Here is a 19,199-nt window from a genome sequence, read left to right on the forward strand (position 1 = left end):
ATGACTTCCCCCCTTCTCCAGGTCAACGACCTGCGTGTCGAGTTCGCCACCCGCCGCGGCAAGGCGATGGTGCTCAACGGCGTGAGTTTCGAGGTGCACGCAGGCGAGACGCTGTGCGTGGTCGGCGAGTCCGGCTGCGGCAAGAGCATGACGGCGCTGGCCATCCTGGGCCTGGTGCCGCAGCCGCCGGGCCGCGTGGCCGGCGGCGCGGTGCGTTTCCAGGGCCAGGACCTGGTGCACGCCACGCCCGAGCGGATGCGCGCGGTGCGGGGCAACCGCATCTCCATGATCTTCCAGGAGCCCATGACCTCGCTCAACCCGGTCTACACCGTGGGCGAGCAGATCGCCGAGTCGCTCCGCCTGCATGCGCAACTGGACCGCCGCGCCGCCCATGCGCGTGCCATCGAGATGCTGCGCCAGGTGGGCATTCCCGCGCCCGAGCGGCGCGTCGACGAATACCCGCACCAGCTCTCCGGTGGCATGCGCCAGCGCGTGATGATTGCCATGGCGCTGGCCTGCCGGCCCGACATCCTGATCGCCGACGAGCCCACCACGGCGCTGGATGTGACGGTGCAGGCCCAGATCTTCGACCTGCTGCGCGAGCTGCAGCGCGAGCGCGGCACGGCCATCGTGCTCATCACCCACGACATGGGCGCCGTGGCCGAGATGGCCGACCGCGTGATGGTGATGTACGCCGGTCGCGTGATCGAGCAGGGCCGGGCGGACGAGGTGCTGGGCGCGCCGCAGCACCCGTACACGCAGGGCCTGATCGCCTGCCTGCCCGAGCTGGGCAGCAGCCAGGCCGAGGGGCGCACCGAGTTGGCCGAGATCCCCGGCGTGGTGCCCTCGCTGTGGGAGCTGGGCCAGGGCTGCGCCTTCCGCGAGCGCTGCCCGCATGCCCATGCCCGCTGCGCGGCCGAGGTGCCGCCCATGTTCGAGGCCGAGGGTGCGCCCGGCCACGGCGCCGCCTGCTGGCTGCTGGCCGAGGCGGACGCGGCCCCGCCGGTGCAGGCCGCTGCGGCGCACGCCTGAAGACCCGCGCAGGTGCTGCCATGAGCCAACTCATTCCCTTCCCCAACATGCCCGCTCCCGTCACGCCACCGCCGCCGGTGCTGCTGTCCGTCACCGACCTCAAGGTGCATTTCCCCAGCGCCGGTGGCCGCGTGGTGCGTGCGGTGGACGGCGTGAGCTTCGAGCTGCGCCGCGGCACCACGCTGGCCGTGGTGGGTGAGTCCGGCTCGGGCAAGACCACCACCGCCCTGGCCGTGATGCGGCTCGCGCCCATCACCGAGGGCGGCATCCGCCTGGGCACCACCGAGCTCAGTCTGGTCAATGGCGAGAACCTGCGCCGCGCGCGCAGCCGGCTGCAGATGGTCTTCCAGGACCCGTATTCCTCGCTCAACCCGCGCCAGCGCGTGGGCGATGCGGTGCGCGCGCCGCTGGACCTGATGAAGATCGGCACGCCCGCCGAGCGCGCCGCCCGCGTGGACGAGCTCTTCCACGCCGTCGGCCTGCGGCCCGAGCAGCAGCACCTGTTCCCGCACCAGTTCTCGGGCGGGCAGCGCCAGCGCATCAACATCGCGCGCGCCCTGGCCACCAACCCGGAGCTGGTGGTCTGCGACGAGCCGGTCTCGGCGCTGGACATCGCGATCCGCGCGCAGATCCTCAACCTGCTCGCGCGGCTGCAGCGCGAGCTGGGGCTGACGTACCTGTTCATCTCGCACGACATGGCGGTGGTCGAGCACATCTGTGACGAGATCGCCGTCATGTACCTCGGCCAGATCGTGGAGCGCGCGCCGCGCCGCACCTTCTTCGCCCAGCCGCTGCATCCCTACAGCGTGGCGCTGATGTCGGCCGTGCCCACGGTGCGCGGCGGCCGCGCGCGGGCGGCGCAGCGCATCCGGCTGGTGGGCGATCCGCCCAGCCCGCTCGATCCGCCCGCGGGCTGCCGCTTCGCCGGCCGCTGTCCGGTGGCCGAGCCGGCCTGCGGCCAGCCGCAGCAGCTGCGCGAGGTGCAGCCCGGCCACTGGGTGGCCTGCCACAAGGTCTCGCTGCAGGCGGGCCGGCCGGTGCCGCCGCTGGCGCTGCCGGATGCCGCCTGAGGCAGCCCGAGGCCGACCTGAACATTTCCACGCCGTGGCCACTGCACAGCGGCCCTGGCCCTTCATCCGACACCACGACCCCATGTCCCCCATCACCGTCTTCCAGGCCCGCCAGATCCTCACCATGAACCCGCGCCAGCCGCAGGCCACGCATGTGGCCGTGCGCGAGGGGCGCATCCTGGGGGTGGGCGACCTGGCGCGCATGCAGGCCTTCGGCGACTTCACGCTCGACACGCGCTATGCCGACCAGGTGCTGATGCCCGGCCTGGTCGAAGGCCATTCGCACCTCATGGCCGGCGGGCTGTGGAAGTTCAGCTTCGTCGGCTTCCATGCGCGCACCTCGCCCGACGGCCGCGTGTGGGAGGGCTGCCGCAACTTCGACGAGGTGATCGCCCGCCTGCGCGCCGCTGACGCTGCGCTCACCGACCCCAAGGCCCCGCTGCTGGCCTGGGGCTTCGACCCGCTCTTCTTCGGCACCGAGCGCATGACGGTGGAGCACCTGGACCAGGTCTCCACCACGCGGCCCGTGGTCATCCTGCATGCCAGCCAGCACCTGATGAACGTCAACCGCGCCGCACTGGCCGCGGCCGGCATCGACCGCGACACCGACATCGAGGGCATCGCCCGCTTCGCCGACGGCGAGCCCAGCGGCGAGCTGCAGGAGTTCGCGGCCATGTTCCCCATCACGCGGCTGGTGGGCAACATCTTCCGCATCACCGGTTCGTCGCCGGAGAGCCTGCGCCTGTTCGGGCAGATGGCGCGGCTGGCCGGCGTGACCACCGCCACCGACCTGGTCAACGACCTGGCCGAGCCCAACCATGCGGCCATGATGCAGGTCACCGGCGAGCCCGGCTTTCCGGTGCGGCTGGTGCCGGCCTACCTGTGCTTGGACGGCAGCCTCAACCGCACGCAGGGCGCCGCGCGCATCCGCCAGCGGCAGGCCGAGGCCGAAGGCAATGCCAAGCTGCACTACGGCCTGGTCAAGATCGTGGCCGACGGCTCCATCCAGGGCTTCACCGCCCGTGTGCGCTGGCCGGGCTATCACAACGGCGCGCCCAACGGCATCTGGATCCTGCCGCCAGCGGAGCTCAAGGCCGCCATCCGCGACTTCCATGCGCAGGGCTTCCAGCTGCACATCCACACCAACGGTGACGAGGCCACCGAGTTGGCGCTGGACGGCATCGAGGAGGCCCTGGCCGCGCACCCGCGCGCCGACCACCGCCACACGCTGCAGCACTGCCAGATGGCCGACGCGGCGCAGTTCCGCCGCATGGCCACGCTGGGCGTGTGCGCCAACCTGTTCGCCAACCACATCTACTACTGGGGCGAGGCGCATCTGGCCCAGACCATGGGCCCCGACCGCGCCTTCCGCATGGACGCCTGCGCCACCGCGCTGGCGCACGGGGTGCCGCTGGCCATCCATTCCGACGCGCCCATCACGCCGCTTGCGCCGCTGTTCACCGCCTGGTGCGCCGTCAACCGGCTCACGTCCAGTGGCCGCGTGCTTGGCGAGGCCGAGCGCATCGGCGTGCCCGAGGCGCTGTGGGCCATCACCCAGGGCGCGGCCTACACCCTGGGCCTGGACGACCGCATCGGCTCCATCGAGGTCGGCAAATGGGCCGACTTCTGCGTGCTGGACGAGAGCCCGCTGGTCGTGGCGCCCGAGGCGCTCAAGGACCTGCGCGTGGCCGGCACGGTGATCGGCGGCGTGCCGACCGAGGCGGCCGCGTGAAGGGGCTTGCTGGGTGCGTGCGGCGGCGCGGGATGCAGGCATGAGGCCGCGCATCCCGCTCACCGTCATCGGCGGCTTCCTGGGCGCCGGCAAGACCACGCTGCTCAACCACCTGCTCGCGCAGTCGGGCGACCGGCGCATCGCCGTGCTGGTCAACGACTTCGGCGCCATCAACATCGACCGCGCGCTCATCGCCAGCGAAGAGGCCGGCGCCATCGAGCTGACCAACGGCTGCGTCTGCTGCGCCATCGGCGACGACCTGACCACCGCGCTCATCGGCCTGATCGAAAGGCACGAGCCGCCCGATGCCATCGTGATCGAGGCCAGCGGCGTCTCCGACCCCTGGCGCATCGCGCAGGTAGGCCTGGCCGATCCGGCGCTGGCGCTGGACGCCGTGCTGGTGCTGGCCGATGCCACCGTGCTGCGCGAACAGGCGGCGGACCCGTTGCTGACCGACAGCATCCGGCGGCAGCTGGATGCGGCGGACCTGCTGGTGCTGAACAAGACCGACCTGGTCGACGAAGCCGCGCTGTCTGGCCTGCGTGCATGGCTGGATGCCGAATGGCCAGCCACGCCGCGCATCGAGACCGTGCAGGCCCGCGTGCCGTCCGCGCTGCTGCAGGCACCGCGCCTGCCGCGGGCGGACGAAGGTGCCGCGCACTGCGCGGCCTGCGGTGGCGAGCACGGCCACGTGCATGCGGACCACCACCGGCCCGCGCACGACGCGCGGGACGCCGACGCGCTGCACGCTCACCACGACCACGGCGACGTGGACCATGCCCAGCTCTTCGAGACCTGGGCCCTGCGCGATGCGCCGGTCTTCCATGCGCCGGCCCTGCGTGCGCTGCTCAAGGCCATGCCGGCTGGCGTGCTCCGCCTCAAGGGCCTGGTGCGCACCGACGCGCATGCGGGCCTGGTGGAGCTGCAGTTTGCCGGCCGCCATGGCGCGCTGCGCGCCGCGCCCGGCACCGCGCCGGAGATCGCCGACACGATGGTCGCCATCGGCCTGCGCGGCCACCTGCCGGCGCACGAGCTGGCGCAACGCCTGCAGGCCGCCGCCGCCGTGAAGGAGGCCGCATGACGCGCCCCGCGCAAAGCTTCGCCGGCCTGGACCTGCTCGCCGCCCTGGGCGTGGTCGTCATCTGGGGCCTCAACTTCGTGGCGATGAAGTATTCGCTGCGCGACTTCACGCCCTTCCAGCTGGGCTTCTTCCGCTATGTGTTCGCGGTGTTGCCGCTCGTCTTCATCGTGCCGCGGCCACGCCTGTCCTGGCGCTGGCTGGTGCCGGCAGGCCTCGCGCAGCTGGGCCAGTTCGGCCTGCTGTTCGTGGCGCTCCAGGTGGGCATGACGGCGGCCCTGGCCTCGGTGCTGATGCAGACGCAGGTCTTCTTCACCACGCTGCTGGGCGTGGCCCTGCTGGGCGAGCGGCTGTCCGGGCCGCTGCGCGCCGGGCTGGTGCTGGCGGCCGTGGGCCTGCTGTGCTTCGGCCTCAACTTCGCGGGCGGCAGTGCCACGGCCGGCATCACCGTGCTGGGCCTGGTGCTGAACCTGGGCGGCGCCTTCATGTGGGCCGCCTCCAACATCGTGGCGCGCAAGGCCCAGGCCGCGCAGCCGGGCTACGACCCGCTGCAGTTCGTGGTGTGGATGTCGCTTGTGCCCATCCTGCCCTTCGGCCTGATGGCCTGGTTCTTCGAGCCCGCGGCCACGCACGACCAGTGGCGGCACGCCAGCCTGGGCGGCTGGCTGGGCGTGGCCTACCTGGGCTGGTTCGCCACCATCGTGGCCTATGCCATGTGGACCGGCCTGCTCAAGCGCCATCCCGCCAACCGTGTGGCGCCCTTCAGCCTGGGCGTGCCCGTGATCGGGCTCGCCGCCGGCATGCTGACCCTGGGCGAGCACGTCACGGCCTGGCAATGGGCGGGCAGCGCCTGCGTGGTGGCGGCCCTGGGCGTGGTGATGTTCGGTGGGCGCTGGAGGAAGTAAAGGCACCCCCCAAGCCGCTTCGCGTCTCCCCCCTCTCTGGCGCCTTCGGCTTGGAGGGGGCGCACCCAGTGGCCTGGCGGAGCCAGTTCCACGGGTGCCCTGGCATGGCCTGCTCCGCGGCCACTTGATTCCGAGATGTGGCCCTATCCCTCTCCCTCTCCCGCCAGGGGCAAGGGGTTCTCGGCGACGACACAATCGCCCGCCATGGAGACACTCACCCGCCGCCAATGGGCGCTGCTCATTCCGCTGACCATCGCCTGGGGCATCAACTGGCCGATCATGAAGGTGGGGGTGACCGATCTGCCGCCCCTGACCTTCCGCGCCACGTCGCTGTGGCTGGGGGTGCCGGTGCTGGCGGTGGTGCTGCTGGCGATGCGTCTGCCCTTCCGTGTGCCGCGTCGCCACTGGCCCGAGCTGCTGTGGCTGTCGGCCACCAACATGTTCGTCTGGCACGTGTGCATCATCATCGCGCTGCGCCACCTGTCGGGCGGACGCGCGGCCATCCTGGGCTACACCATGCCGGTGTTCTCGGCCATCCTGGGCGCCATGCTCTTCAGTACCCGGCTGTCGGCGCGTGCCTGGATGGGCGTTGCTGCCGCGGCATTGGGCGTGACCTTCCTGCTGTGGCACGAGTTCACCGGCCTGGCCGGCAGCCCGGGCTTCGTGGCCCTGGCGCTGGGGGCTGCCGCCACCTGGGCGCTGGGCACGCAGCTGCTGCGGCGCACGCAAATGCCGGTGCCCACGCTGACGCTGTCCTTCTGGATGACCACGCTCACGGCCATCGTGATGGGCGGGCTGTCGGCGCTGGCCGAGCGTTCCGGCTGGCATATGCCCAGCCCCGGGGCGTGGGGCGCCATCGTCTACAACGCCGTGGTGATCTTCGGCTTCGCCCACGTCGCCTGGTTCGTGCTGGCCCGGGGCCTGCCGCCGGTCGCCTCGACCCTCAGCGTGATGATGATCCCGGTGCTGGGCGTTCTCAGCAGCGCGCTCTGGCTGGGCGAGGCCATCTACTGGCAGGACTGGCTGGCCATGACCTTGCTGATGGTGGCCATCGCCGCCGTGCTGCTGCCGGCGCGCGCCAGGGCCTGAGAGGGGCGCAGCAACAGCCCCGCGCCGCCTGCCTCAGCCGGCGGCGCGCAGCGTGTCCGAGGGCGACTCGCCGAAGCGCAGGCGGTAGGCCTGCGCAAAGCGGCTCAGGTGCGCGAAGCCGCAGTCCAGCGCCACGGCGGCGACGGTGATGCCGTCCTCGCCCGCGCGCAGGCGCTGGCGGGCGCGCTCCAGCCGCAGGTCGCGCAGGGTCTGCATGGGGCTCTCGTCGCGCACGCGGCGGAAGGCGTCGAGCAGCGTGCGCACCGATACACCGGCGGCCGCCGCGATGTCGGCCAGGCGCAGAGGCTCGTCGGCATGCGATTCCATGTGGGCCACCGCGCGCCGCACGCAGGCCGCCTGGCTGGGGCCCGCACCGGCACCCGCGGGCCGGGCCGCGATGCGCAGCGGCACGTCGTCGGTCCAGGGCTGGCCGGCGAGCAGCAGGTGCACCAGCAGGCGCTCCATCTCGGCCGCGACGATGGGGCTGGCCTGCACCGCCTGCATCAGGGCCTCGGAACTCAGCAGCAGGTGCAGCTGGGCGCGCCAGGCCTGCAGGGCCGGGCGCTGCAGGTCCAGCGCACTGTCGAAGCGCAACGGCCGGCCGGTGTGCGATTCCAGCATGCGGCGGTCCAGCCGCAGCACGAACTGCTCGCAGTCGGGCGACAGGTCGGCCAGGAAGCGGCTGCCGGGTGCGCACACCATGCCATGGTGGCCATCGGCCTGCAGCGGCCGGTCGTCGGCCAGCACCTCGGCATGGCCCTGCAGGCAGAACATGAGCAGGTGGTAGTCCTCCACAGGGGACACGTCCACCCGCGTGGTCTCGCCGAAGCGGATGGTGCCCAGGCCGATGCCGCCCACGCGCACGAAGTCCATGTGCGAGCGTCCGCCGCGTGGCCGCTCCAGCGCCTGCAGCCGGTGCGGCTGCATCACGCGCGAGATGCGCTCGCGCGCATCGTCCAGGTCCGAGGACTCGAACAGGCGGTGCGCACGCAGCAGCCCCGGCGCGAAGGCGCCAGGGGCGATGGACGGGTCGGCGAAGGGGGAGGCGGCGGCTGGACGCATGGTCTGGCGGGGCTTCCGATCAGGACCTGATGCAGCGCAAGAAGCGCGCCAGCCGTTTGTGGCAGCCGCCGGTGCCCGCGTCCGCCGCAAGTCCTGCGCGATCTGGACATCCGTGGCACCGATCCCGCGCGATTCGGATAGCCGCCGCCGCAGCGGCCTTCGACCATGCGGCCCATGACGCCCGGCCCTTGCCGGGCCCGCACAAGGAAGGAGTTCTTGCCATGAATCAACCGGTCGATCCTGGTGCACTGCAGGCCGCAGCCGCCGAGCAGCAGCAGCGCGTGGTGCACTTTCCGCAGGCCGACGGCTCGCGCGTGCCCTATGCCGTGTTCAGCTCGCAGGAGGTCTTCGAGCGCGAGCAGGAGCGCATCTACCGCGGCCCCACCTGGAGCTTCGTCGCGCTGGAGGCGGAGATCCCGAACCCCGGCGACTACAAGAGCACCTTCGTCGGCGACACGCCCGTGGTGGTGACCCGCGCGCCCGACGGCGAGCTGGCCTGCTGGGTCAACCGCTGCGCCCACCGCGGCGCGATGGTCTGCCGCAATGCGCGCGGCAACGCCAAGGTGCACACCTGCGTCTACCACCAGTGGGGCTTCAGCGCCAAGGGCGACCTGCAGGGCATTCCCTTCAAGCGCGGGCGCGACGGCGCGCCGGGCATGCCGCCGGACTTCGACAACAAGGCGCACGGCCTGCGCAAGCTGCGCGTGGACAGCTACAAGGGCCTGGTCTTCGCCAGCTTCAGCGACGAGGCGCCCACGTTGGCCGACTACATCGGCGAGCAGATGCGGCCCTGGGTGGACCGCGTGATGCACAAGAAGGTGGTGTACCTCGGCTGCACCCGCCAGTACGCCCGCAGCAACTGGAAGCTCTACTACGAGAACGTGAAGGACCCGTACCACGCGAGCCTGCTGCACCTGTTCCACACCACCTTCAACATCTTCCGCGTGGGCATGAAGGCGCGCTCGATGGCCGACAGGACGCACGGCCTGCACAGCATCATCACCGCCACCAACATCGAGGAAGAGGCCGACACCGCCACCGCCTACAAGCAGCAGGCGATCCGTTCGATGGACGACGGTTTCCACCTGGAGGACGCCTCGGTGCTCGGCTTCATCTCGGAGTACGAGGAAGACTGCACCAACCACATCCAGACCATCTTTCCGCAGCTGGTGCTGCAGCAGATCCACAACACGCTGGTGGCGCGGCAGGTGCTGCCCAAGGCGCCGGGCGAGTTCGAGCTGGTCTTCCACTTCTTCGGCTACGAGGACGACACGCCCGAGCTGCGCGCGCTGCGCATCAAGCAGGCCAACCTGGTGGGACCGGCAGGCTTCATCTCGATGGAGGACACCGAGGCCACCGAGCTGGTGCAGCGCGGCACCGCGCGCGATGCCGACGCCACCTCGGTGCTGGACCTGGGCCGCACCGACCCGAACCGGGAGGACACCATGATCACCGAGAACCTGATCCGGAAGTTCTGGACCGGCTACCAACGACTCATGGGGTATTGAGATGAGCACCGTGATGGAAGCCCCCCAGACCGCTGCTGCTGCCGCAGCGCCCGATGTCGACATCGCCCTGTGGTTCCAGATCCACCAGCTCAATGAGCGCTACTGCGCCCTGCTGGACAACGACCGGCTGGAGGACTGGACGGCCCTGTTCACCGAGGACTGCCTCTACGAGATCGTGCCCAAGGAGAACGCCGACATGGGCCTGCCCATCGGCCTCGTGCACTGCACCAGCGCGGGCATGCTGCGCGACCGCGTGGTGGCGCTGCGCCACGCCAACATCTACGAGTCGCACAGCTACCGCCACATGACCAGCGGGCTCACGATCACCGCGGTCGACGCGCAGACCGTGACGGCCGAGTCCTCGTACGTGGTGGTGCAGACGCGCACGAACGGCGAGTCCTTCATCTTCCAGGCCGGCCGCTACCTCGATCGCCTCGTGCGCACGCCCGCGGGCTGGCGCTTTGCGCAGCGGCGCGTGGTGTACGACACCTCGCGCGTCCTCACGCTGCTGGCCACGCCCATCTGATCGATCCGCAGGCGCGCGACGCCATCGGGCCGGACCCGATGGCATGCCGATTGCTGACAGCCGTCCATTCATTCACGCATTCCCCGGAGAGGAAGCCCATGACCCCCCTTCGCACCCGGCCGCTGCTCGCTGCCGCCCTGGCCCTGGCCTTCGCCACGCCCGCCCTGGCCGCCGACCCCATCAAGGTCGGCCTGGCGCTCGACATCTCCGGCCCCTTCGCGGCCGGCGGTGCCGAGACGCGCGACGCCATCAACCTGGCGATCAAGCTGCTCGACAACAAGCTGGGCGGCTACCCGGCCGAATTCATCCAGGCCGACACGGCGGGCAGCCCCGACCAGGCCAAGCAGATCGTCGACCGCTTCATCCAGCAGAACAAGGTCGACTTCTTCACCGGCCCCACGCCCTCGAACGTGGCGCTGGCCGTGGGCCCGGCGCTGTTCGCGGCCAAGGTGCCCTTCATCACCAGCAACCCCGGCCCCAGCCAGTACGCGGGTGCGCAGTGCAACCCCTACTTCTTCGGCCAGAGCTACCAGAACGACACCTGGGACGAGGCCGCCGGCCAGTGGGCCAGCGACCAGGGCCTGAAGAGTGCCTTCATCCTCGCGCCCAACTACCCCGCCGGTCGTGACCACCTGACAGGCTTCAAGCGCCTGTACAAGGGCCAGGTGGTGGCCGAGGTCTACGGCAAGGTGGGCCAGCTGGACTATGCGGCCGAGCTGGCGCAGATCCGCGCTGCCAAGCCCGAGGCGGTGTTCTTCTTCCTGCCCGGCGCCATGGGCATCAACTTCATCAAGCAGTTCGTGGCCTCGGGCCTGTCGAAGGACGTGCGGCTGGTGACCAACCCCGCCTCGGCCGACGAGGACACCATCGCCGCCGTGGGCGAGCCCATGCTGGGCCTGTTCTCCACCTCGCAGTGGTCGCACGACCTGCCCAACGCGGCCAACCAGAAGTTCGTGAGCGAGTTCCGCAAGGCCTACAAGCGCTACCCCACCTTCTATGCCGCGCAGGCCTACGACGCCATCCTGGCCATGGACGCCGCGGCCCGCGACGTCAAGGGCGACGTGAAGAACAAGGAGGCGGTGCTCAAGGCGCTGAAGGCCGCCAACTTCCAGTCGATCCGCGGGCCCTTCAAGTACGGCAACAACAACTTCCCGATCCAGGACTACTACCTGCGCGTGATCGGCAAGGACGCCGAAGGCAGGATCACCAACAAGACCCTCTCGACGCCGCTCAAGGGCTACCGCGATGCCTACCACCAGCTCTGCAAATTGAAGTGACAGCGCGCCCGCGATGACCCCCATCCTCTTCATCGAGCAGATGCTCAACGGCCTGGGCTACGGGCTGATGCTATTCCTGCTGGCGGCGGGGCTCACGCTGGTGTTCGGCATCATGGACGTGATGAACCTGGCCCACGGCTCGCTCTTCATGGGCGGCGCCTATGTGGCCGCCACGGTGCACACGGCCAGCGGCTCCTTCGTGATGGCCGTGGCCTCCGCCGTGCTGCTGGTGGTGGTGCTGGCAGTGCTGCTCGAATGGCTGCTGGTGCGCCACCTGTACGGGCGCGACCACCTGTCGCAGGTGCTGGCCACCTTCGGCGTGATCCTGGTGGCCGACGACGTGGCCAAGATGATCTGGGGCCCGGCGCCGGTCATGGCCTCGGCGCCGCAGGCGCTGTCGGGTGCCGTCGAGCTGATGCCCGGGCTGCCCTACCCGGCCTATCGCCTCGTCATCCTCGCGGCCGGCGTGCTGGTGGCGCTGGGCCTGTATGCGCTGGTCAACCACACGCGCATGGGCATGCTGGTGCGGGCCGGCGCCTCCAACCGCGCCATGGCCGAGTTCATGGGCGTGCGGGTGGACCGGGTGTTCTCGCTGGTCTTCCTGCTGGGCGCCGCGCTCGCAGCGCTGGCCGGCGCGCTGATGGGACCGCTCACCGCGGTGCAGGTGGGTATGGGCGAGGAGATCCTCATCCCCTCGCTGGTGGTGCTGGTCATCGGCGGCATCGGCTCGGTGCGCGGTGCCTTCGTGGCGGCGATGCTGGTGGGGCTGGTGGACACCATCGGCCGCGCCTTCGTGCCGATGGCGCTGCGCGGCGTGCTGCCGCCCACGCTGGTGTCGGACCTGGGGCCGCTGATCGCGGGCCTGGCCACCTATGCGCTGATGGCGGTGGTGCTGGCCGTCAAGCCGACCGGGCTGTTCCCGGCGCGGGGGTGAGCGGCATGGCACGCGCATTCCCCTGGATCGCCCTGGCGCTGCTGGCGGCCTTTCCGCTGCTGGCGCCCCTGGTGGGGCTGGACTACTACGTCAGCTTCGTGCGCCGGGTGCTGATCTTCGCGCTGGCCGCGGCCAGCCTGAACTTCATCCTCGGCTTCGGCGGCCTGGTGGCGCTGGGCCACATGGGCTTCGTGGGCGTGGGCGCCTACACGCTGGTGGCGCTGGCCGATGCGGGCCAGGTGTCGGCCTGGCTGCTGTGGCCCGCCGCGGCGGTGGTGGCCGGCGGGGTCGCCGCGCTGGTGGGCCTGGTGGCGCTGCGCACCCGCGGGGTCTACTTCATCATGATCACGCTGGCCTTTGCACAGATGCTCTATTTCGCGGCCGTGTCGCTGCGCGCCTATGGCGGCGACGACGGCTACAACCTGATGCAGCGGCCGGAACTGGGCCTGGGCCTCGACCTTGCCAGCGAGCCGAGCTTCTACTGGGTGGTGCTGGCCCTGTTCGCGGCCGTGATGACGCTGATGAACCGCGCCACGCGGGCGCGCTTCGGCCAGGCGCTCGTGGGCATCCGCGACAACGAGGTTCGCATGCAGGCCATGGGCTATCCGGTGTTCCGGCTCAAGCTCGTGGCCTTCGCGCTGGCCGGTGCCGTGGCCGGGCTGGCGGGTGCGCTGCTGGTCACGCACAACAACTTCGTCAGCCCTTCGGTCATGCACTGGACGCAGTCGGCCACGCTGATCGTGATGGTGGTGATCGGCGGCGTGGGCCATCGCTGGGGCGGCCCGGTGGGCGCCGCGGTGTGGATCGGGCTGGAGGAGCTGGTGCGCCGCTTCACCGAATACTGGCACCTGCCGCTGGGGCTGCTGTTGATCGCCATCGTCTTCCTGGCGCCGCGCGGACTGGCGGGCCTGCGCCTGCCGGTGCGGCGGCGCACCGCGACGTCTGCCGCCACTGGCGCGGTGGTCGAAGGGAGCGCGACATGAGCCTGTTCGAGGTCGAAGGCCTGCGCAAGAACTTCGGCGCCCTGCGCGCCACCGACGACGTGTCGCTCACCGTCGATGCCGGCCAGATCCATGCGCTGATCGGCCCCAACGGCGCGGGCAAGTCCACGCTGGTCAACCTGATCTCGGGACTGATCGCGCCCGATGCAGGCCGCGTGCGGCTGGACGGGGTGGACCTCACGCCGCTGCCCATGCATGCCCGCGTGCGTGCGGGCCTGTCGCGCTGCTTCCAGATCACCAGCATCTTCCGCCAGTCCACCGTGATGGAGAACCTGCTGCTGGCCGCGCAGGCGCATGCCGGCAGCAGCCTGCGCTTCCTGGGTGAGCGCAACCGCGAAGCGGCATTGCGCGCCACGGCCGATGAGCTGGCGGCCCGCGTCGGCCTGTCGCAGGCGCTGGACCGCATCGCCGGCACGCTGCCGCATGGCGCGCAGCGCCAGCTCGACGTGGCGCTGGCCCTGGCCGCGCGGCCCAGGCTGCTACTGCTGGACGAGCCCATGGCCGGCATGGGCCCCGAGGACTCGCAGCAGATGACCGCCCTCATCCACGAACTCAGGCGCGACATGGCGATCCTGCTGATCGAGCACGACATGAAGGCCGTCTTCGAGCTGGCCGACCGCATCTCGGTGCTGGTCTATGGCCGCGTGCTGGTGGCCGGCAGCGTCGATGACATCCGCGGCAATCCGCAGGTGCAGGCGGTGTACCTGGGCACGGAAGAGGTGGACGCATGAGCGAAGCCTCGACCCTGCTGCTCGAAGCCCGCGGGCTGGAGGCCGGCTACGGCGCCAGCCAGGTGCTGTTCGGCATCGACCTCGAGATCCGCCACGGCCAGGTGCTCACGCTGCTGGGCCGCAACGGCATGGGCAAGAGCACCACGCTCAAGACGCTGATCGGCGCACTGGCATTGCGCCGCGGCAGCATCCGCTTCGGCGGCGAGGCGGTGCACGGCCGCCGGCCCGACGCCATCGCGCGGCTGGGCGTGGCCATCGTGCCCGAGGGCCGCCAGTGCTTTCCCAACCTCACGGTGCGCGAGCACCTGGTGGCCTTCGCCGACCAGCGCAACGGCCTGCGCGACGGCTGGACGCTCGACAAGCTCTATGCGCTCTTCCCGCGCCTGGCCGAGCGCGCGGACAACCTGGGGCATCAGTTGTCGGGCGGCGAGCAGCAGATGCTGGCCATCGCCCGCGCGCTGTCGACCAACCCGCGCCTGCTGATCCTGGACGAGGCCACCGAGGGCCTGGCGCCGGTGATCCGCGAGGAGATCTGGCGCTGCCTGCGCCAGCTCAAGCAGGCCGGGCAGACCACGCTGGTGGTGGACAAGTACATCGACCGGCTGCTGGGCCTGGCCGACCGCCACGTGGTGCTGGAGCGCGGTCGGGTGGTGTGGCAGGGCGACTCGGCGGCACTGGATGCCGAACGCAGCATCTGGTCGCGCTACCTGGGCGTGTAGGCGGGAAGGCGCTGCGACGGAGGCGAGGGGGCGGCGGGCTTCAGCCGCGCCGCTCGCGCACCCGCAGCATGCCCTCCTGCGCGGTGGAGGCCACCAGCCGCCCATCGCGCGCGAACACGCTGCCGCGGCACAGCCCGCGCGCACCACCGGCGCTGGGCGAGTCGATCACGTACAGCAGCCAGTCGTCGAAACGGAAGTCGCGGTGGAACCACATGGCATGGTCCAGGCTGGCGGCCCGCACCTGGCCCGTAAGAAAGCTCAGACCGTGCGGAACCATGGCGGCGCGCAGCAGGCCGTGGTCCGAGGCATAGGCCAGCAGGGCGCGGTGCACGTTGGGGTCGTCGGGCAGCGGCGCCACGGCCCGCATCCAGACGGCGCTGCCGCCTTCGCGCGGCAGGGGAGCGAGCAGGTCGTCCTGCTCGACGGTGCGGAACTCGATGCCGTGCGGCTGCGTGCCCTTCACGCGGAAGGGCTCGGGCAATTGGTCACCCAGTGCGCGGCGACGTTCGCGGTCGCTGGCCAGTGCCTCGGGCGGCGCTACCTCGGGCATGGCCAGCTGGTGCTCCACGCCGCGGTCGCGCGTCTGGAAAGAGGCCGCCATCTCGAAGATGATGCGGCCCGACTGCCGCGCCAGCACATGGCGGGTGGTGAAGCTGCGGCCATCGCGCACGCGGTCCACGCTGTAGTCGATGGGCGCATGCTCGCCCGGCAGCAGGAAGTAGGCATGCATGGAGTGCACCGGCCGGTCAGGCTCGACCGTCAGGCAGGCCGCCATGAGCGACTGGCCCAGCACCTGGCCGCCGAAGACGGCCGGCGTGCCGATGTCCTCGCTCTGCGCGCGGAAGCGGTCGTCGCCCAGCGGCTCCATGCGCATGAGCGCGACGAGGTCCTCGACGAGGCAGGCGGTGGTGGGGGCGTTGGTCATGGCATGGCGCGAAAGCAGAGCAGACCGCCACGTTAGCAAAGCTCGGGCCGGGAGACAGCCACTCGGGCGACGCCGATCGCATCGGTGCCCTGGCTTCGACAGGCTCGGCCCGAACGGTGTTCGACGGGTCCGCATCATCCGCCGTACCGCACGAATGGATGCGGGCCGCCCGCCACAATCCCGCCATGCGCCGACCTGCCACGCCCGCCGACCTTGCCGCCGTTCATGCGATCTACATGCACCCGGACGTGGTGCCCTTCCTCACGCACGAGCCGATGCCGCTGGAGGCCTTCCAGCCGGTGTTCGACGAACTGCTCGCCTCGGGCTGCTTCTTCGTGTGGGAGGTGGCGGGCCAGGTGGCCGGCTTCTACCGCGCCGTGCGCTACCCCGGACGGGCGCGTCATGTCGCACTGCTCGGCACGCTGGCGGTGGACCCGCGCCACCATGGCCAGGGCGTGGGCCGCGCCATGATCGACGATGCCCTCACCCGTCTGCGCGACGAAGGCGCGCTGCGCGTGGAGCTCTTCGCCGAAAGCGACAACCCGCGCGCACTGCGCTTCTACCAGTCGCTGGGCTTCGTGCACGAGGGCACGCTGCGCGGCTTCTACAAGCGCGCCGCGCAGGACCACTACGTGGACGAATGGGTGCTCGGGCTCTGGATGGGGTCGCCCTCGGGCGCGTGACAGGCCAGGCCCAGCTTGTTGCCGTCGAGGTCGCGGAAGTAGGCGCCGTAGTAGTGCGCGTGGTAGTGCGGCCGCAGGCCCGGCGGGCCTTCGCAGCGGCCGCCCAGTTGCAGGGCCAGCGCATGCACCTCGTCCACCTGGCGGCGGCTTTCGGCCAGCAGGGCCAGCATCGCGCCGTTGCCTGCGCTGGCCGGCTGTCCGTCGTAGGGACGGCCCAGCAGCAGCAGGGGCCGCGCCACGCCCGGCTGTTGCCAGCCGGCCCAGGGATGGTCGCGTTCGATGAAGCGCTGCTGCAGGCCCAGCGCGGCCAGCAGCGGTTGGTAGAAGGCCAGCGCGCGCGCGAAGTCGCTGGTGCCCAGGAAGACGTGCGAGATCATGCGCCAGCATAGGCGGCGCGGGCCGGCATCGTCCAGCCATGGGGGGTTGGCACAATGACCCGCAGACTGGCGCCCTCCGTGCAGGCAGGACGCCGGCCCATCATCACCAAAGACGGGAACTCCTGATGACATCGACACTTCGCCTGTCCCTGCTCGCCGCCGCTGCCGCCTCCGCCTTGCTCGCGGGCTGTGCCTCCAGTGGCAACAGCGCCAGCAGCGGCAATGCCGCCAGTGCCGCCACCCCGGGCGCTGCAACACCCGCACCGGCCGCTGCGCCCGCCGTGGCACCCGCTCCCGTGGCGCCACCCAGGCTGCCCGGCCTGGACTACGCCGCCATCCGCGATGCCGCGGACGAAACCAGCGCCGTCAAGATCCGCAAGGCCCTGGTCGGTGAGACCGTCTCGGTGGAACTCGCCCGCGCCAGTGGACGCGGCGTTCCCGCAGGCGCCTATGCCGTCGATGCCGACGACGGCATCTTCTTCCGCTGCGCGACGTCCGAGCGGGGCTTCAAGGGCGGCACGGTGACCGCCAAGGTGCGTTCGGTGCATGTCACGGCCAAGCCGAAGCACCGGGTGCTGGAGCTGGACCGTTGCGCCGAGGTGGCGGCCGCTGCGCCGGCCCCCATCCCCGCGCGTGCGGCTGCACCGGCCCCGGCACCGGCTGCTGCGGCCCCCGCCGCGCCGGCGCCCGTGGCGGCGTCATCCGCCAAGGGCTCGGGCACCCGTGGGGCTGGCAAGCCGGGCATGGACGCCAACGGCAACGTGGTCGATTCGTCCAAGGTCGAATCCGGCAGCGGCATCACCGTCAAGGGCATCAACGACTACGAAGGCGAGATCACCGGCAACCCGGCCGCCAACAGCAAGTTCACGCGGCTGCAGATCGGCATGCCCGTGCGGCAGGTCACCGACCTGATCGGCCCGCCCACTGACCAGGGCGCCTACATGACCGGCAAGGCCTGGATCCCCTTCTACTTCGGCGGCGACCGCCACCGCTTCGAGATGACCTACAAGGGCCAGGGCCGGCTGATCTTCGCGGGCGGCGGCATGGGCGACTTCACGAGCGGCTACCTGATCTGGATCATTCACAACCCCAGCGAGCCGGGGTATCGCTGAAGCCGACGCGATTGCGCGCTCAGCCGCGTGGCGCGTCCAGGTCCGCGCCAGCGGCCTGAAGGCGCTGCTGCAGCGCCGGCACATCGACGTCGGCAAAGCGGCCCGTGCCGAGGTGCGCTGCGGCCGTTCCGGCCGCCTGGCCCATCGCGAAGCAGCCGCCGCTGGCGCGGGCGGCGGACTGGCCCTCGTGGGTCATGCTGGCGCAGCGGCCGGCCACCAGCAGGTTGTCCACGCCGTGGGGCACCAGCATGCGCCAGGGCAGGTGGTGGTAGGCGTTGTCGGCGTCGCGGGGAAAGCCCCACTCGATGCGGCCGTCGGCATGCAGCTCCATGGGCCAGGCGCTGAGCCCGATCACGTCGTCGAATCGGGCCGAGCCCAGGATGTCCTCGCCCGCCAGCGCGTAGAGGCCGCGGATGCGCCGGGTCTCGCGGATGCCCACCTGGGGTGCGATCTCCACGATGGCCGACTGCGCAAAGCCCGGGATCTCGGCCTTGAGGAAGCGATGGAACTCGGCAATCTGTCGCCGGCCCTCCAGCTCGCCTTCGCTCAGCTGGCGCGCATCCACGCCGTTCATCGCGCGGCCTTCGGCATTGCGGATCTGCGTGACGTTGACGCGCCATTCCCGCGGATCGATGTTGGGCCGCAGGATCGCGCCCTCGCGCGCGAAGCGGTACTCGCCCGGCTTGGCGGCCTTGACGCGCTCGATCCAGTCGTTGATGGCCTTGAACTCGCCGACCGCCTCCAGCGCCGGTCCGGCCTCGACCTGGCCCACGCGGAACATGGTGGTGGGAAAGAGCCCGCTGCCGTGGCCGTCGCCTACCTCGAAGGGCACGCCGGCAAAGGCTGCCACGTCGGCATCGCCGCTGGCGTCGACGAAGGCCGCGGCGCGGATTGCCTGCCGGCCCGACTTGGTCTCGACCACCAGCGCGTCGATGCGCGGCCCCTCCATCACCACGGCCGCGGCCCAGGCGTGGAAGAGCAGGTCCACGCCTGCATCGGCCAGCAACTGGTCGGCGGCGCACTTGTAGGCCGAGGTGTCGTAGGAGCGCACGCGGATACGGCCCTGCATGCCGTCCTGCGGCCGGTTGAGGCCGCCCAGCGCGTCGATGCGCGCCAGCAGCTCGTCGGCCACGCCGCGCACCAGCAGCTGCATCTCGCCGCCGCGCCGGCCATAGAGGCCCGCGAAGTTGGTCACCCCGCCGGCCGTGCCCATGCCGCCGAGGAAGCCGTAGCGCTCCACCAGCAGCGTGCGGGCGCCCTCCCGCGCGGCGCTCACCGCCGCCGCGATGCCGGCCGGCCCGCCGCCGACGACCACGACGTCCCATTCGCCGAAGAGGGGGAGGGTGCGGGCGGGTTCTTGGATGGTCTTGGAGCTCATGTCGATGTTCGGGGTTTCGGTTCTGCCGCGGTAGAGCGGTCACAGGGATTCACGGAATCG

Annotated in this window: 19 protein-coding genes; 15 read left to right on the forward strand and 4 right to left on the reverse strand. The window is 71.1% G+C overall.

Annotation, left to right across the window (positions count from 1 at the left end; translation table 11 throughout):
* The 6 genes from ABIC63_RS17170 (at position 1) to ABIC63_RS17195 (ending at position 6,906) form a co-directional block, all read left to right on the forward strand.
* On the forward strand, positions 1-1,032 hold the full coding sequence (locus ABIC63_RS17170) for an ABC transporter ATP-binding protein (protein ID WP_354320662.1): 1,032 nt from the start codon (positions 1-3) through the stop codon (positions 1,030-1,032).
* A 20-nt stretch (positions 1,033-1,052) separates the two neighbouring features.
* Positions 1,053-2,102 (forward strand): ABC transporter ATP-binding protein, encoded by a 1,050-nt coding sequence (locus ABIC63_RS17175; RefSeq protein ID WP_354320663.1) that lies wholly within the window; start codon positions 1,053-1,055, stop codon positions 2,100-2,102.
* Between the two features lie 82 nt (positions 2,103-2,184).
* Positions 2,185-3,834, forward strand: coding sequence for an amidohydrolase (locus tag ABIC63_RS17180; protein ID WP_354320664.1), 1,650 nt, complete (start codon positions 2,185-2,187; stop codon positions 3,832-3,834).
* 40 nt (positions 3,835-3,874) lie between these two features.
* Positions 3,875-4,915, forward strand: coding sequence for a CobW family GTP-binding protein (locus tag ABIC63_RS17185; RefSeq protein ID WP_354320665.1), 1,041 nt, complete (start codon positions 3,875-3,877; stop codon positions 4,913-4,915).
* On the forward strand, positions 4,912-5,817 hold the full coding sequence (locus ABIC63_RS17190; protein WP_354320666.1) for an EamA family transporter: 906 nt from the start codon (positions 4,912-4,914) through the stop codon (positions 5,815-5,817). Before ABIC63_RS17185 ends, ABIC63_RS17190 begins: the two co-directional genes overlap by 4 nt.
* 204 nt (positions 5,818-6,021) lie before the next feature.
* Positions 6,022-6,906 carry a DMT family transporter gene (locus tag ABIC63_RS17195; protein WP_354320667.1) on the forward strand — a complete coding sequence of 295 codons (885 nt, stop codon included), beginning with the start codon at positions 6,022-6,024 and terminating at the stop codon, positions 6,904-6,906.
* Positions 6,907-6,939: 33 nt separating this feature from the next.
* On the opposite strand, the gene andR is transcribed toward ABIC63_RS17195, so the two are convergent.
* Positions 6,940-7,968, reverse strand: coding sequence for an anthranilate 1,2-dioxygenase regulatory protein AndR (andR, locus tag ABIC63_RS17200; protein ID WP_354320668.1), 1,029 nt, complete (start codon positions 7,966-7,968; stop codon positions 6,940-6,942).
* Positions 7,969-8,189: 221 nt separating this feature from the next.
* Between andR and andAc the strand changes: the two genes are divergently transcribed.
* The 7 genes from andAc to ABIC63_RS17235 all read left to right on the forward strand — a co-directional run bounded on the left by andAc (position 8,190) and on the right by ABIC63_RS17235 (position 14,664).
* Entirely contained in the window at positions 8,190-9,476 is a 1,287-nt protein-coding gene (andAc, locus tag ABIC63_RS17205; protein ID WP_354320669.1) for an anthranilate 1,2-dioxygenase large subunit AndAc, read from the forward strand.
* A gap of 13 nt (positions 9,477-9,489) precedes the next feature.
* Positions 9,490-10,002 carry an anthranilate 1,2-dioxygenase small subunit AndAd gene (andAd, locus tag ABIC63_RS17210; protein ID WP_354320671.1) on the forward strand — a complete coding sequence of 171 codons (513 nt, stop codon included), beginning with the start codon at positions 9,490-9,492 and terminating at the stop codon, positions 10,000-10,002.
* 98 nt (positions 10,003-10,100) lie between these two features.
* Positions 10,101-11,279: an ABC transporter substrate-binding protein gene (locus ABIC63_RS17215; protein WP_354320672.1), complete on the forward strand. Its 1,179-nt coding sequence runs from the start codon at positions 10,101-10,103 to the stop codon at positions 11,277-11,279.
* Positions 11,280-11,292: 13 nt separating this feature from the next.
* Positions 11,293-12,213 (forward strand): branched-chain amino acid ABC transporter permease, encoded by a 921-nt coding sequence (locus ABIC63_RS17220; RefSeq protein WP_114801859.1) that lies wholly within the window; start codon positions 11,293-11,295, stop codon positions 12,211-12,213.
* Positions 12,214-12,218: 5 nt separating this feature from the next.
* A complete protein-coding gene (locus tag ABIC63_RS17225) occupies positions 12,219-13,196 on the forward strand; it encodes a branched-chain amino acid ABC transporter permease (protein ID WP_354320674.1) in 978 nt (325 codons plus the stop codon).
* Positions 13,193-13,945 (forward strand): ABC transporter ATP-binding protein, encoded by a 753-nt coding sequence (locus tag ABIC63_RS17230; RefSeq protein WP_354320675.1) that lies wholly within the window; start codon positions 13,193-13,195, stop codon positions 13,943-13,945. The genes ABIC63_RS17225 and ABIC63_RS17230 overlap by 4 nt, the downstream gene beginning before the upstream one ends.
* Entirely contained in the window at positions 13,942-14,664 is a 723-nt protein-coding gene (locus ABIC63_RS17235) for an ABC transporter ATP-binding protein (RefSeq protein WP_354320676.1), read from the forward strand. The genes ABIC63_RS17230 and ABIC63_RS17235 overlap by 4 nt, the downstream gene beginning before the upstream one ends.
* 40 nt (positions 14,665-14,704) lie before the next feature.
* Here the strand turns inward: ABIC63_RS17235 and ABIC63_RS17240 are convergent, their stop codons facing one another.
* Positions 14,705-15,589 (reverse strand): acyl-CoA thioesterase, encoded by an 885-nt coding sequence (locus ABIC63_RS17240; RefSeq protein WP_354320677.1) that lies wholly within the window; start codon positions 15,587-15,589, stop codon positions 14,705-14,707.
* Positions 15,590-15,774: 185 nt separating this feature from the next.
* Between ABIC63_RS17240 and ABIC63_RS17245 the strand changes: the two genes are divergently transcribed.
* A complete protein-coding gene (locus ABIC63_RS17245; protein WP_354320678.1) occupies positions 15,775-16,272 on the forward strand; it encodes a GNAT family N-acetyltransferase in 498 nt (165 codons plus the stop codon).
* Here ABIC63_RS17245 and ABIC63_RS17250 read toward each other — a convergent pair.
* Positions 16,218-16,649, reverse strand: a complete 432-nt coding sequence (locus ABIC63_RS17250) for a VOC family protein (RefSeq protein ID WP_354320679.1) — start codon at positions 16,647-16,649, stop codon at positions 16,218-16,220. The genes ABIC63_RS17245 and ABIC63_RS17250 overlap by 55 nt on opposite strands.
* Positions 16,650-16,774: 125 nt before the next feature.
* On the opposite strand from ABIC63_RS17250, the gene ABIC63_RS17255 reads away from it, so the two are divergent.
* Positions 16,775-17,761, forward strand: a complete 987-nt coding sequence (locus ABIC63_RS17255) for a hypothetical protein (protein ID WP_354320680.1) — start codon at positions 16,775-16,777, stop codon at positions 17,759-17,761.
* A gap of 19 nt (positions 17,762-17,780) precedes the next feature.
* Here ABIC63_RS17255 and ABIC63_RS17260 read toward each other — a convergent pair whose 3' ends face one another.
* The gene (locus ABIC63_RS17260) at positions 17,781-19,139 is read right to left on the reverse strand and encodes an FAD-dependent oxidoreductase (protein ID WP_354320681.1); all 1,359 of its coding nucleotides are present in this window, start codon (positions 19,137-19,139) and stop codon (positions 17,781-17,783) included.
* Positions 19,140-19,199: the final 60 nt, after the last annotated feature.

The sequence above is a fragment of the Pseudacidovorax sp. 1753 genome (assembly GCF_040544975.1).
Lineage (GTDB): Bacteria > Pseudomonadota > Gammaproteobacteria > Burkholderiales > Burkholderiaceae_C > Xenophilus.

Coding starts and splice junctions, on each gene's coding strand:
- ABIC63_RS17180 (WP_354320664.1), top strand. CDS start 2,185: ATGTCCCCCATCACCGTCTTCCAGGCCCGCCAGATCCTCACCATGAAC.
- ABIC63_RS17175 (WP_354320663.1), top strand. CDS start 1,053: ATGAGCCAACTCATTCCCTTCCCCAACATGCCCGCTCCCGTCACGCCA.
- ABIC63_RS17170 (WP_354320662.1), top strand. CDS start 1: ATGACTTCCCCCCTTCTCCAGGTCAACGACCTGCGTGTCGAGTTCGCC.
- ABIC63_RS17220 (WP_114801859.1), top strand. CDS start 11,293: ATGACCCCCATCCTCTTCATCGAGCAGATGCTCAACGGCCTGGGCTAC.
- ABIC63_RS17235 (WP_354320676.1), top strand. CDS start 13,942: ATGAGCGAAGCCTCGACCCTGCTGCTCGAAGCCCGCGGGCTGGAGGCC.
- ABIC63_RS17190 (WP_354320666.1), top strand. CDS start 4,912: ATGACGCGCCCCGCGCAAAGCTTCGCCGGCCTGGACCTGCTCGCCGCC.
- ABIC63_RS17215 (WP_354320672.1), top strand. CDS start 10,101: ATGACCCCCCTTCGCACCCGGCCGCTGCTCGCTGCCGCCCTGGCCCTG.
- ABIC63_RS17185 (WP_354320665.1), top strand. CDS start 3,875: ATGAGGCCGCGCATCCCGCTCACCGTCATCGGCGGCTTCCTGGGCGCC.
- ABIC63_RS17250 (WP_354320679.1), bottom strand. CDS start 16,649: ATGATCTCGCACGTCTTCCTGGGCACCAGCGACTTCGCGCGCGCGCTG.
- ABIC63_RS17245 (WP_354320678.1), top strand. CDS start 15,775: ATGCGCCGACCTGCCACGCCCGCCGACCTTGCCGCCGTTCATGCGATC.
- ABIC63_RS17240 (WP_354320677.1), bottom strand. CDS start 15,589: ATGACCAACGCCCCCACCACCGCCTGCCTCGTCGAGGACCTCGTCGCG.
- ABIC63_RS17255 (WP_354320680.1), top strand. CDS start 16,775: ATGACATCGACACTTCGCCTGTCCCTGCTCGCCGCCGCTGCCGCCTCC.
- ABIC63_RS17195 (WP_354320667.1), top strand. CDS start 6,022: ATGGAGACACTCACCCGCCGCCAATGGGCGCTGCTCATTCCGCTGACC.
- ABIC63_RS17225 (WP_354320674.1), top strand. CDS start 12,219: ATGGCACGCGCATTCCCCTGGATCGCCCTGGCGCTGCTGGCGGCCTTT.
- andR (WP_354320668.1), bottom strand. CDS start 7,968: ATGCGTCCAGCCGCCGCCTCCCCCTTCGCCGACCCGTCCATCGCCCCT.
- ABIC63_RS17260 (WP_354320681.1), bottom strand. CDS start 19,139: ATGAGCTCCAAGACCATCCAAGAACCCGCCCGCACCCTCCCCCTCTTC.
- andAc (WP_354320669.1), top strand. CDS start 8,190: ATGAATCAACCGGTCGATCCTGGTGCACTGCAGGCCGCAGCCGCCGAG.
- ABIC63_RS17230 (WP_354320675.1), top strand. CDS start 13,193: ATGAGCCTGTTCGAGGTCGAAGGCCTGCGCAAGAACTTCGGCGCCCTG.
- andAd (WP_354320671.1), top strand. CDS start 9,490: ATGGAAGCCCCCCAGACCGCTGCTGCTGCCGCAGCGCCCGATGTCGAC.